This is a genomic window from Clostridium sp. C8-1-8, assembly GCF_009928445.1.
GTDB lineage: Bacteria > Bacillota > Clostridia > Clostridiales > Clostridiaceae > Clostridium_AR.
This window is the reverse complement of record NZ_JAABNO010000012.1, coordinates 152,683-165,042: the sequence shown is the minus strand read 5'-3', so window position 1 is coordinate 165,042 and position 12,360 is coordinate 152,683. Positions and strand designations below refer to the sequence as shown.

The following is a 12,360-nucleotide window of genomic DNA, read 5'->3' as shown; positions in this document are numbered from 1 at the left end:
AGGACGGGAAGTAGGAAAGATCGAAGGAATGGCTGAAGGAAAAGAGGAAGCTGCACGAAACTTTTTGAAATTAGGAATTAGTGAAGAAGTAATTGCACAGGGAACTGGCTTAAGTATTAATAAAATAAGAGAAATTAAGTCTAAATTAGAAAAATGATATGGAAAACTAATAATTGATAAAAATTAGTGGTAGCAGTCTTTTTTATTGCTACCACTAAAATTTTATAGCAAGACTTAATATTAATAGCCTAAATCCACAAACCTTGGTTTATGTGGGTAAAGGTATGATACCGAGACTGGATTAATGAAATGGACATACTTCGGTGAAAGATTAGGTATAGCATTGTTGATACCTGCATTAATTGGATTATTTTTCAGTAAAATCTTGGTAGGCGCAGTGATGTTAGGCGTTTCTTCTGCATTATCAATGATTATACTAAACATAGTAGGATTTGCTAAAAAAGAGGTGGATGTTAAAATATTTATTTTGGGTGATATAACTACTTTGCTTTTAGTTGCTATGTTGTTATCTATATATTATTTCAAGAGAGAAGATATAACAACATATATAGTTATAAGTATATTGGCTTTTATAGCTATTTTTAGCATTATTAATGCTATTCAGAAAAGAAGAAATAGTTAAAGATTGGCCCAATATTGACTGTTTTACATGTCGTATACCAAGCTAATAGATAATAGCTGCAAAGAGTAGATGAATTAGTGTTTACCAAAGTTTTTAGACGAAAAACCAGAACTCAATAACAGTTTAGATATGTGGCTTGCATTTTTAACTAAACCAGAAAAGTGTGTATGTGAAATGGTAGAACCAGCAATAAGAAAAGCGATAACTGTACTGGATATGCTAAGCAGAGATCCAGTAAAAGTAAGACTTTCTGAGCTTCGAATGAAGCAAATACTAGATGGAAAAAAGTATGGTTGAGGGAGCAAGGGAAGAAGGTAAGATTGAAGAATGACTGAAGGAAGAGCTGTAGGAAAGGCCGAGGGAATGAAAGAGATTGCAAAAAATGCTCTTCGTAAAGGAGCAGATATTTCTTTTATAGTTGAAATAACAGGATTGAAAGAAGAAGATGTAACTACATTAAAAGATGAAATGGATAATCAATAAAGATTCTTATGGTGGTAGCTAATTATAATAATAGCTACCACCATAATTTTAATCTTGAAATAAAATTGAGAGATTAAAACTAACAACCTTGCTTTATGAGAGGATAGGTATAATATCGAAACCAGACAGTTAAGGTTTTAGCTTATAACTACACTATCTTCACCACAGTCCCTATTGGTACCAAATTAAACAATTCAATAACATTATTATTGAACATACGAATGCACCCATTTGAGATGTTCTTTCCTATGGAGCTTGGATTGTTGGTTCCATGGATTCCGTAGTCTCCACTTGTAGCGTTAAGGCCCATCCATCTTGATCCAAAGGGGCCACCAGGATTTACGGCTTTATTAATTATCTTGAAAGTACCTTTTGGTGTTGGGGTTGATGCTTTACCTACGGCAACGGGGTAGCTCTTGAATACTATATCATTCTTGTAGAGGGTTAGCGTGTGATCAGCGGTATTGATTGTGATTCGATAGGTTGCTCTGTAATAGTCATAGTAGTCTTCTGAAAAACGGTATTCAGACATTGATGTGCTCCTAAAATAAAATTGATATATTATATAATATTTATATTAGAGGCTTTAAGTGAGTAAATAACAAGTCGCAACGGTAAAAAAGTACACATGGCATATTTAGGATTAATATTCTTAAATATGCCATGTTTTTTGCTGTAAATAACTAATTTTGAATAATAATAAGGTCTTTCATAATAAAAGTATAAAATGAAAGCGATGTCAATAATGATTATCAAATAAATATAATATATATAGCTAATTAGGAATTGATTATGATATTATAGATATATTAAGTAATAGTTATTATTATTTAATAATTATGGTATTATATGTTTTGATTTTATTTATAAGCTATGTTTAATTTCAACATGGTATTTTAACAGAGACTGTTTATATAACATTTATGAGCAGAGATTGTATCTATTAAAAGTTAGTAAGCATTTAGTTTGGCATCTGGGGGGAAGAACATGAAAAAGTTCATATTGTTTTCAATTGTTATGGTTTTAGCTATATTCTTAGGCTATAACTATTTATTTCTAGCTAGAAATAAAATTTCTACTTATACGAATGACGGAGTTTCCTATGTATCAAAGGTTGATAGTAAATCATTCTATGTGTATGGGTATGGTAAATGGGAGAAGTCTTTCATTAAAGGGGTAAATATAGGGGCTGCGAAACCAGGAACATTTCCGGGGGAATTAGCTATAACCAAAGATGAGTATTTAAGATGGTTTAAGGAAATAGCTGCTATGAATGCTGATTATATAAGAGTTTATACAATTCTTAAACCAGAGTTTTATGATGCTTTATATGAATACAATAGAACTGCTATTAAGCCAATGTACATATTTCAAGGGGTTTGGGTTAATGAAGAGGACATAGCAAAGTATAATGATGCCCATAACCCTGCTATAAAAAATGGATTTGAGGAAGATATAAAATCTCTTATAGATATAATTCATGGAAATGCAAAGCTGCCTGAGAAAAAAGGTCATGCTAGCGGTGCTTATACGAAAGATATTTCTCCTTATGTTGTGGGGTGGATCTTGGGAATAGAGTGGGATCCTAATTTAGTAGAGAACACAAATAAGGTTAATAAGAACTTAACTAGCTATAAGGGGAAATATCTATATACAGAAAATGCATCTCCTTTTGAGGTTTTTTTATGTGAAACTGGTGATTATACCATACAGTATGAGACTGAGAAGTATAATATGCAAAGACCTGTTAGTTTTACTAACTGGGTAACTACAGATACCTTAAAGCATCCAAATGAACCTCTGGATAAGGAAGATATGGCAGAGGTTAACACTGAACATATAAAAAGGTTAGAAAGCTTTAAACCAGGGCTTTTTGCTTCATATCATATTTATCCATATTATCCTGATTCCATGAATTATCAGCATGAATATGAATCTTTTAGGGACTCTAATGGTAAGGTAAATACATATAAGGCTTACTTAAAGGATTTAATTAAAGAGCATACAGTACCAGTTTTAGTTGCTGAATTTGGTATACCAGCCTCTAGAGGTATGGCACATAGGAGCATATATATGGGGTATAACCAAGGAAATGTTGATGAAAAAAGTCAAGGCTATATGGATGCCTCAATGCTTAGGGATATATATGATACAGGCTATGCCGGAGGGTTAGTATTTACTTGGCAAGATGAGTGGTTTAAGAGAACTTGGAATACTATGGATTTGGATATAGCAGATAGAAGAGCCTATTGGCCAAACACCCAAACCAATGAACAAGAGTTTGGATTAATGGCTTTTGAACCTGGAGAAAAGAAGAGTATTGTCTACGTAGATGGGGACGTATCAGAATGGAACAAAGATAGGCCATTAGTTAATGATAATAAGCTTAAATTATATGCTAAAAGTGATGAAAAGTATCTATATTTAATGGCACAGATTAAGGACTTCGATTTTAATAAAGACAAACTGCTTATACCTATAGATATAACACCTAAGTCTGGTAATGTAAAAGATTTAAATTACAGAGTAGAGTTTAAAAGACCAACAGATGTGTTAATACAGCTTGACAAAAATCAAGGTTCAAAAATAACAGTGGATTCATACTATGATTCATTTTATTATATGTATTCACACAAGGCTACAAAGTCAAATGGTGAACCTATGCTTGCTAGAAATTCTATTTATGAAAATAAGAATAGCAGAATATTTAATGCAATCTACTTATGCCTAAACAGAGAACTATTTTTACCACAAGATAAAAAGGAGCTTCCTTTAGAGAGCTATGAGACAGGTAAATTGGTAGAAGGAAACGGCAATCCAGATAGTAAAAACTTCAATTCCTTAACTGACTTTTCTATTAATAAGGATAATATAGAAATAAGAATACCTTGGCAATTACTAAATGTTATGGATCCTTCAACAAAGATGATAATGGATGATTTTTATGAAAAGGATAGTATAAGTCCTTTGAAGATAAGTGGCTTATATGCTGGAGGCATAGTAATAAGGGGAAATGCTGTGGTAGAGAACAGTGAAATGAAGCTTTATAGCTGGGAAAAGTGGGATAAACCTACATACCATGAAAGACTTAAGCCTTCATACTATATACTGCAGGATGAATTTAAGAAAATAGGAAACTGATATGATTTTCAACGTAACTTACTTCAATATACTAACCTTTTGGAGAAGTATGGGCGAATTACATTTAAAACAGATACTTAAGACGAAGATAACAAAGGAGAAATGGAAAATGGGACAATACGTATATGTGTCTATAATATTTTTTTCTACTATAATATTTTTTCTATATATTTATATATTATATGAAAAGACTATGCAGACCTATAAGGTGAAAAAGGTGAAAAAGTATTCCAAAGAAGTAATTCCTTCAGTAGATTCTGTAATTAGAGTAATAACACAGGAGGAAGGCTCTGTTGCTGGGCAAAGAAGTATTAAAGCTGTTTGTAAGAATAAAGTTAAAAGAGAAATTGTGGAGGAAAGGTTATTATTTCATCTGGGAAATGCAGATGTAAGTTCTAGATCTAATATCATAAACTTATCTGAGCGTATTGAAGTTATCAAATATGAGATTGAGAACTTGAACAATAACAATTACTTTAAGAAGGCCTATGCGGCAAAAAGATTAGGAGACTTTAGAAGTAAGTTAGCAGTGGAACCACTTCTTGCTGAAGTAGATACAAAGAATAGCGACGTAAAGTATAACATTCTATTAGCTCTTGCAAAGATTGGAGATGAAGAAGCTTTTATAAAGGCTTTTGAAGATATTGACTCAGCCATAATTTTAAGTGAGAGAAGTCTAATAGAGATAGTAGATAGCTTCGAAGGAAATAGGGACAAGATTTATAGACATATGATAAGTTCTAGTAATAGCTTTATAGCTTCCGTGTTTATAAAATCAGCAGGAAACTGTAAGTATACAGAATTAAGTAAAGAGATTTCTAATTACTTATATAGCTTGGATAAAGAGCTAAGGATAGCCTCATTAAAAGCTTTGGGAAATATGAGAAGTAAAGAATACTTAGTAGATATGATAAAGGCTTTGGAAGATAGTGAATGGGAAGTAAGAGCAGTAGCATCAAGGGCTCTTGGTAACTTTTCAGAGGAAGATGTATTACTTCCGTTAGCTAAATCACTTTCAGATCAGCAATGGTATGTAAGATATAATGCTGCAACAGCTATATTAAACCATAATAAGGGCATGAGTATAGTTTCTTATGTGTTCCAAGGAAATGATAGATTTGCTAAAGACATTATAATTTCTGCGATAGACAATTCTCCTAAGGGAATTCAGCTTTATGAAAGTTCTGAGAATCCGGAACAAATTGCTTTAGCTGCTGTTATAAATGATTATAGACAGATGAACGCTAGGGAGGAAATAGCATGACCTTAGAAATATTAAGACAAATAATCTTACATTTTAATAACTTCATACTTTATTATGTACTAGCTATTAATTCTATATATTTTATACAGCTTATATTGTCAGCCTTTAGCCTTTATGATTATATAAGAAAGATGAATTATTCTGACTATAAGAAATATACTACCTCGGACAACATGATTCCTATTTCAGTGCTAGTGCCTGCTTATAACGAAGAAAAGACCATAGTAGATAGTATTAAGTCTTTACTTGCACTTAACTATCCATCCTTCGAGGTTATAGTGATTAATGATGGTTCTAATGATGAAACCTTTAAAAGGATTATAGAGGCCTATGATCTGAAGGAGATAACTCAACCAGTTAGATATCTTATAAAAACAAAAAAAGTTAAAGGTATATATAAAAATTTGGACATACCTAATCTTACCTTAGTTGATAAAGATAATGGCGGAAAAGCAGATGCTTTAAATGCTGGTATAAATATATCTAAATATCCTGTATTTACATCTATAGATGCAGACTCAGTGCTTGAGGGAGATTCCTTAGTAAGAGTAATAATGCCTTTTATAGAGGATAAGGAAACTGTGGCTGTAGGTGGAATAGTAAGGATTGCTAACGGAAGTAATATAGAAAATGGAAAAGTACAGTCTATAGGACTTCCTAAGAATAGATTGGCAATGTTTCAAGTAATAGAGTATTTAAGAGCGTTCCTCAGTGGAAGAATGGGATGGAATGCTTTAGGATGTCTTCTTATTATATCTGGAGCTTTTGGAGCTTTTAAAAAAGATGTAGTTGTAGAAGCTGGTGGCTATGTAGATGATAGTATTGGTGAAGACATGGAGCTAGTGGTAAAGATCCATAAGAGTTTAAGAAAGAAAAAGATTAAATATAAGATAAAATTTATACCTGATCCTGTTTGCTGGACTCAAGCACCGGAAAAAGTAAAAGATTTGAGAAGTCAAAGAAGAAGATGGCAGATAGGTCTTATGGACAGTCTATTCCGTCATAAAGAATTGATACTAAATCCTAAGTATGGAGTTATTGGCATGTTTGGAGTACCATACTTTTGGATTTTTGAAATGATAGGACCTATAATAGAAGTTTTAGGATACATATTTATTCCTTTATCATACATATTCGGACTTTTGAATACTTCATATTTTATTCTATTCTTAGTTGCATCTATACTATATGGAGTTGTACTTTCTATCGGAGCGGTATTATTAGAAGAATATACTTTTAGTAAGTATCCTTCGGTAAAGCAATTACTTAAGCTTTCTTGGTATGGCGTGCTAGAGAACTTTGGATATAGGCAAATGACCACCTTCTTTAGAATGGATGCCATCATAAGATTTAAGAAATTCAAAAATGAATGGGGAAAAATAAAGAGAAATGAATTTAGTGAAAAAACCTCTGATAATACAGAACAATAGATAAATGATACTATATTACGGTATCTTATTAAAATTAAGTGATCAGTCATCATATGATTATATGAGCTTGCTCTAATTGCTCGCTCATATAGAATATCTTTCACAACTACTTGATTTTAATAATATTGCAAAGCATGGTAATTAATGTATAGAGTGTAATTTAAGTATTTTCAATCTATGGAACTATATGTAACTGCGCCCAGTGAAACACTAGTATATTCCTGCTTTTTTATCATGAAAGAGGCTTACGTAATTGATTTGTTTGTACGATAATAGAAATACCGCTGATATTAACAGCGGAATAAAATACTTGAAAAAGGCAAATTTGTCGAAAGGCAAAGACGCAAAGCTATGGGCCTAAACGATTATTATCGCATGGTTGCCAGGTTGCCAGGACTCCTTTTTGGACCATCCCGGCTTTCATAGGGAGGAATTTATATGTCATTGTCAAAGTTTTTCTTATCATTATTTGTAGCAGTAGCTTTAATTGTCCCAACAGAGGCAATAGCAGCAAATAAAAATAGTGGTAAGGTAACAACAAGTCCAGTTGTGAGCGCGCAAAATTCAACTTGGTTGTGGGATACTCAGCAGATAGTAACAAATGCAGATAATATCCTAAATTTTGCCGCTTCAAACAACGTAAAGAACATATATCTTCAAGTAAACTATAGCTTAAATTTTGATTACTATAAGGCTTTTATAAGAAAAGCTTCATTAAAGAATATTGGTGTACAAGCTCTAGATGGAGCTCCAGATTGGGCTTCAGATGGAATGTCTTACAAGCAACAGGCACTTTTTGATTGGGTAACCAAGTATCAAAATGCAGCTCTTGTAGGTGAGAAGTTTAATGGTGTACACTTAGATATCGAACCATATTTAAATTCACAATATAGTCAAAATATGAATGGCGTATTAGCTAACTACCAAAGTCTGTTATTAAGTGCTATTAATAATTGTAATGCTTTGGGCATTAGTTTAGCTGTAGATATGGCATTTTGGTTTGACGGAGTGACTTATAGCAATAAATATGGTACTGGTAACTTAGCTGAGTGGGTTATAAAGAACGTAAAGAGTGTAGTTATTATGGCTTACAGAGATACTGCTACTGCAATAACAAGTGCAGTTTCAAAAGAATTAAGCTTTGGTAAGTTATATGGAGCTACTGTTACAGTTGGAGTAGAAACTCAGAAATCAAGTGAAGGCGGTACTATAAGCTTTTATGAAGAAGGTCAAACTTATATGAATCAAGAATTGAGCAAAGTTTACACAAGCTGTAGTGGAAATCCTAGCTTCGGCGGGTTTGCAATTCATCACGTGATGAGTTGGATGGTTTTAAGGAAATAGTCCTAATGATAAAGCAGGCACCCTAATTATGGGGTGTCTGTTTTTAATTTATCCTTTATATGATTACATTTCAATATAAAAGACAGATGCCTCAAAAATCGATATTTTATTTGTAGGGAATAAATTCATATTACTTAGTAGTTACTGTCAAGTGAGACCTAGACTTTCAGTGTGATATAATTTTAGTGGATATAAAAATGTGTCACTGACTCAAATTAGAAATCTATTTTTGAATATCTTCTTGGGTTTTCTAGGAGAGATTGAAGATATAACTTTAAGTATAAAGTGGTACAGTTATAGAAAAGTGAAATGGAGGATAAAGAAAATGGACAAAGCTTTCGTTTATTCAGAGGATTGCAAGTTTGAACCTGCAGGTGAAGGAGTTAAGAGAAAAATATTAGCATATGGTGAGCAGCTTATGGCTGTGGAAGTGCACTTTGAAGAGGGGGCAGTTGGCTCGCTTCATAGTCACCCACATACACAACTTTCCTACGTTCTTCAAGGCGAGTTTGAGTTCGAGATAGATGGGGTAAAGAACATTGTAAAAAAGGGAGATACTCTGTATAAGCATCCTACTATAGTACATGGCTGCAAATGCCTTAAAAAGGGCGTATTGTTAGACGTATTTACTCCTTACAGAGAAGATTTTATAAAGTAGATATAAAAAAATATTAAGCTTAAGAACTCACTGAAGCAGCTACTTCAGTGAGTTTCTTTATTATAAATTAGGTATTCTTTTCAATTTAAGTTTTTTAGTAATTATCCGATATATTTAACTAGAAGCACAGTATTCCTGTGGCAAGATCCTACCATTTCATATTTCAATTTTGCTATGATTTAGAATGATTTTAAAGGGAGATATTAATAGCATGTAAAAGTTGTTTTTTAGAACTCAGAGAAATTAGGAAAGTAGTTTTGGTTTGAAATGGTATATTGTTAGAACTATTAATTTATATATGTTTAAATGTGAAATTATAAGTGTTTGATCTTTAGTGAGTTTAGCTTGAATTAGTGTAAATGTATTTTATATAAGCTAAACATTTATTTATAAAGCTAAAGAGATAAAGCAACTAATGACTAGCTACAATAGTTTTAACTAGTTGGGAAAAAAGAGCGTGAAAATGACTGGTTAAGATGATATAGTGGTTTTTAAATATTTATAAGTTAAGTTTCGACATAGGAAGACTAAAAGATGTAGAAGGTAAAGTTATTTTTATAGCTGATATTATTGATAAATTCTCTGATTTGTATTAATTCAGTAATTGGTTTTTCTATGGTTTCATTGGAAGATTGCTAAAGTTTATATTAAAAATTCCACTGAATTATTTGATAAAATCTAGTTTTAAATTAATATTTACTATGATATGATAACTTTATGAATAGTGCAAAAATACTAAATAATTGTCGAATATAAAGTAACAAGGGGGATGAAATTTTGGATATTTTTCTAATAATAGGTGTTATTACAGGGCTTCTTGCCATTGTTGTAGGTATGATAGTAAAAGGAGCAAACGTAGCAGTACTATTAAATCCAGCAGCAGCAATCATTATACTTGTAGGTACAGCAGCAGCAGTAATGAATTCCTTTCCAAAGAAAGAATTTTTAAATATTCCTAGATTGTTTGGAATTCTTTTTAAAGGGGAAGGAAAGGACGACCCTGCAGAAGTTATAAAGCAGATTGTAGAAATGGCTCAAACTACTCGTAAGAATGGTTTGTTAGCACTTGAAAGTACTGTGCAAACAATGGAAAACAAGTTTATGAAAAAAGGTCTTGAAATGGTCGTAGACGGTGTTGAACCGGATGATATAGTAGAAGCTCTAGAAATAGAAATTGATGGTACTGAAGAAAGACATAGATTAGGAGCATCCGTATTTACTACAGCAGGTGGTTCAGCTCCTACACTTGGAGTTCTTGGAGCCGTTGTTGGTCTTATAGGAGCTCTTGGTAATCTTAATGATACTGAAAAGCTAGGACACATGATAGCTGGAGCCTTCGTTGCTACGCTTTATGGTATATTCTTCGGATACGTTGTGTTCCATCCATTTGCATCTAGACTTAAGAGAAAATCACATGAGGAAATAAGTATGATGAAAATCATTCTTGAGGGGATACTAGCTATTCAAGCAGGAAAGAACCCTAAGAGTATTGAGGCTAGACTAGTAGGTATGCTAGAGCCTAAAGAGAGAGAAAAAGTAGTTGGTCAAAATGCTGAAAAATAAAGGAGATAAATGATGAAGAAGAAAAAAGAACATCATGAAGAGCATGTTGATGAAACTTGGCTTATTCCATATGCGGACATGCTTACGCTCCTATTAGCACTTTTTATAGTTATGTTTGCCATGAGTAAAGTAGATCAACAAAAGCTTCAAAGACTTAGTGCAGAGTTTAGCGTTATATTTTCTGGTGGTTCTTCAGTAATGGCAGAAGGTGGAACTAGCTCAACAGCAGTTGTCCAGTCCGAGGCGGCTAATGCTGGTACAGCCACTGAAAAGTCCAATAAGGAAAAAGAAGAAGACGCTATGAATGAAGTAAAGAAAAATCTAGAATCAGAAATTCAAAGTAAAGGATATTCTGACAAAGTAAAAATAGAGCTTAATAAAGAAGGATTAGAAATATCTATACAGGATGCAGTACTATTTAATTCTGGAGATGCACAGGTGCTTAAGACTGTAAATCCACTGCTAGTTGAGATATCAAAGATGATTAAAGGCTTAGATAATGAAATAAAAGTAGTTGGACATACTGACAATGTACCTATAACTACTAGTAAGTTTAGATCTAACTGGGATTTAAGTGCTATGCGTGCTATAAATGTAATGAACTTTATGGTTGGATCTGGAGGAGTAAGTACTGATAAGATTTCTATTCAAGCTTATGGAGAACACAGGCCTAAGTACAGTAATGATACTGCAGAAGGCAGAGCAAAGAATAGAAGAGTTGAAATATTTATAATCCGTAAATATGCTCAACAAGCTCAAACTACTACAACTAATCAAACTCAAACTAATACTACTAGTAAGACAAGTGAAACACAAACTACAACTTCACATGAATAATAGGAAATAGGCTAGCCCTTAATAGGTTAGCTTATTTTTTATATACATTTAAAAAAGTATACGTGCAAATAAATTACTGAGAATTTTTTATGAAATCTTTACGTAATTTATAACGACCAGTGTATTTATTTCAGAAAGGTACATCCTAATACAGTGAATACTATTAAAAAGGAGCTGAGTAACATGAGTAAAGTGTTGTATATTAAAGCAAATGCAAAGCCAGAAGGAGTATCGAGAACTTATAAGATTTCAGATAGTTTTATTGTGGAGTATATAAAAGCTCATCCAGATGATGAGGTAATAACCCTAGATTTATATAAGGAGGACATTAATTTTCTGTCAGCAGAAGATTTATCAGAGGTTTTTGGGCCTAAGACTGAAGAAAGTAGAAAAAATTCAGTTTTAAAGTATACATATCAGTTTGCTGAGGCTGATAAATATGTAATTGCTGCACCATTATGGAACTTAAGTATTCCAGCAATACTAAAAGCTTATATAGATTATATTAGTGTTACTGGAATAACCTTTAAGTATACTGAACAAGGGCCAGTTGGACTTTTACAGGGAAAGAAAGCAGTTCATATAGTTGGAAGAGGCGGTGCTTATTCCGAAGGTCCCGCAGCAGCTTTTGAAATGGGAGATAGATATCTAAGAACCATATTAGGCTTCCTTGGAATAACTGATTTTACTACTATAGCAGCTGAGATGCTTGATGTTATTGGGCAAGATGTTGATGCAATTGTAGGAGATGCAATAAACAAAGCAAAGGAATTAGCAAAGAACTTCTAAGTAGTGCAAATTTCTGAATATATTAAAAAGCAGCTAATTAATAGATTAAGTTTATTAATTAGTTGCTTTTTATATTTTTATCTCTATTGGTGATTATCCTCTAATTAATATGATTTCGAAGACAGGTAAGAGTTAAATTAAAAGCTGTTTTCAAGATAACTTTTCCTTGATAGATGAAATTCGACGGTACATATTTTCTGAGAAAAGG

Annotated in this window: 12 protein-coding genes and 1 riboswitch; of the genes, 11 read left to right on the top strand and 1 reads right to left on the bottom strand. The window is 32.6% G+C overall.

Features of this window, described 5'->3' with window-relative positions; all coding sequences use genetic code 11:
- Window positions 1-304 precede the first annotated feature (304 nt).
- The 3 genes from GXK57_RS14025 (at window position 305) to GXK57_RS14015 (ending at window position 1,126) form a co-directional block, all read left to right on the top strand.
- Window positions 305-643, top strand: a complete 339-nt coding sequence (locus tag GXK57_RS14025; protein WP_160677493.1) for a hypothetical protein — start codon at window positions 305-307, stop codon at window positions 641-643.
- Window positions 644-772: 129 nt separating this feature from the next.
- Window positions 773-940 (top strand): hypothetical protein, encoded by a 168-nt coding sequence (locus GXK57_RS14020; RefSeq protein WP_160677490.1) that lies wholly within the window; start codon window positions 773-775, stop codon window positions 938-940.
- A gap of 30 nt (window positions 941-970) precedes the next feature.
- A complete protein-coding gene (locus GXK57_RS14015) occupies window positions 971-1,126 on the top strand; it encodes a hypothetical protein (RefSeq protein WP_160677487.1) in 156 nt (51 codons plus the stop codon).
- 148 nt (window positions 1,127-1,274) lie between these two features.
- On the opposite strand, the gene GXK57_RS14010 is transcribed toward GXK57_RS14015, so the two are convergent.
- Window positions 1,275-1,658, bottom strand: a complete 384-nt coding sequence (locus GXK57_RS14010) for a L,D-transpeptidase (protein ID WP_160677484.1) — start codon at window positions 1,656-1,658, stop codon at window positions 1,275-1,277.
- Between the two features lie 455 nt (window positions 1,659-2,113).
- On the opposite strand from GXK57_RS14010, the gene GXK57_RS14005 reads away from it, so the two are divergent.
- The 8 genes from GXK57_RS14005 (at window position 2,114) to GXK57_RS13970 (ending at window position 12,152) form a co-directional block, all read left to right on the top strand.
- On the top strand, window positions 2,114-4,267 hold the full coding sequence (locus tag GXK57_RS14005; RefSeq protein WP_160677481.1) for a family 2 glycosyl transferase: 2,154 nt from the start codon (window positions 2,114-2,116) through the stop codon (window positions 4,265-4,267).
- 109 nt (window positions 4,268-4,376) lie between these two features.
- Entirely contained in the window at window positions 4,377-5,531 is a 1,155-nt protein-coding gene (locus GXK57_RS14000; protein ID WP_160677478.1) for a HEAT repeat domain-containing protein, read from the top strand.
- On the top strand, window positions 5,528-6,961 hold the full coding sequence (locus GXK57_RS13995; protein WP_160677475.1) for a glycosyltransferase: 1,434 nt from the start codon (window positions 5,528-5,530) through the stop codon (window positions 6,959-6,961). The genes GXK57_RS14000 and GXK57_RS13995 overlap by 4 nt, the downstream gene beginning before the upstream one ends.
- A 308-nt stretch (window positions 6,962-7,269) precedes the next feature.
- A riboswitch (cyclic di-GMP riboswitch) is annotated at window positions 7,270-7,356 on the top strand.
- A 43-nt stretch (window positions 7,357-7,399) separates the two neighbouring features.
- On the top strand, window positions 7,400-8,305 hold the full coding sequence (locus tag GXK57_RS13990; RefSeq protein WP_160677472.1) for an amidase: 906 nt from the start codon (window positions 7,400-7,402) through the stop codon (window positions 8,303-8,305).
- Window positions 8,306-8,630: 325 nt separating this feature from the next.
- Window positions 8,631-8,963, top strand: a complete 333-nt coding sequence (locus GXK57_RS13985) for a cupin domain-containing protein (RefSeq protein ID WP_160677466.1) — start codon at window positions 8,631-8,633, stop codon at window positions 8,961-8,963.
- Window positions 8,964-9,740: 777 nt separating this feature from the next.
- Window positions 9,741-10,526: a flagellar motor stator protein MotA gene (gene motA / locus GXK57_RS13980; RefSeq protein ID WP_160677463.1), complete on the top strand. Its 786-nt coding sequence runs from the start codon at window positions 9,741-9,743 to the stop codon at window positions 10,524-10,526.
- A 12-nt stretch (window positions 10,527-10,538) separates the two neighbouring features.
- Complete coding sequence (locus GXK57_RS13975) at window positions 10,539-11,363, top strand: flagellar motor protein MotB (protein WP_160677460.1); 825 nt, start codon at window positions 10,539-10,541, stop codon at window positions 11,361-11,363.
- Between the two features lie 183 nt (window positions 11,364-11,546).
- Entirely contained in the window at window positions 11,547-12,152 is a 606-nt protein-coding gene (locus tag GXK57_RS13970) for an FMN-dependent NADH-azoreductase (RefSeq protein ID WP_160677457.1), read from the top strand.
- Window positions 12,153-12,360: the final 208 nt, after the last annotated feature.

Excerpts from the sequence above, each read along its gene's own strand:
- GXK57_RS13970 (WP_160677457.1), top strand. The coding sequence starts at position 11,547 with ATGAGTAAAGTGTTGTATATTAAAGCAAATGCAAAGCCAGAAGGAGTA.
- GXK57_RS14000 (WP_160677478.1), top strand. The coding sequence starts at position 4,377 with ATGGGACAATACGTATATGTGTCTATAATATTTTTTTCTACTATAATA.
- GXK57_RS14005 (WP_160677481.1), top strand. The coding sequence starts at position 2,114 with ATGAAAAAGTTCATATTGTTTTCAATTGTTATGGTTTTAGCTATATTC.
- GXK57_RS14015 (WP_160677487.1), top strand. The coding sequence starts at position 971 with ATGACTGAAGGAAGAGCTGTAGGAAAGGCCGAGGGAATGAAAGAGATT.
- GXK57_RS13975 (WP_160677460.1), top strand. The coding sequence starts at position 10,539 with ATGAAGAAGAAAAAAGAACATCATGAAGAGCATGTTGATGAAACTTGG.
- GXK57_RS14020 (WP_160677490.1), top strand. The coding sequence starts at position 773 with ATGTGGCTTGCATTTTTAACTAAACCAGAAAAGTGTGTATGTGAAATG.
- GXK57_RS14010 (WP_160677484.1), bottom strand. The coding sequence starts at position 1,658 with ATGTCTGAATACCGTTTTTCAGAAGACTACTATGACTATTACAGAGCA.
- GXK57_RS13995 (WP_160677475.1), top strand. The coding sequence starts at position 5,528 with ATGACCTTAGAAATATTAAGACAAATAATCTTACATTTTAATAACTTC.
- GXK57_RS14025 (WP_160677493.1), top strand. The coding sequence starts at position 305 with ATGAAATGGACATACTTCGGTGAAAGATTAGGTATAGCATTGTTGATA.
- GXK57_RS13990 (WP_160677472.1), top strand. The coding sequence starts at position 7,400 with ATGTCATTGTCAAAGTTTTTCTTATCATTATTTGTAGCAGTAGCTTTA.
- GXK57_RS13985 (WP_160677466.1), top strand. The coding sequence starts at position 8,631 with ATGGACAAAGCTTTCGTTTATTCAGAGGATTGCAAGTTTGAACCTGCA.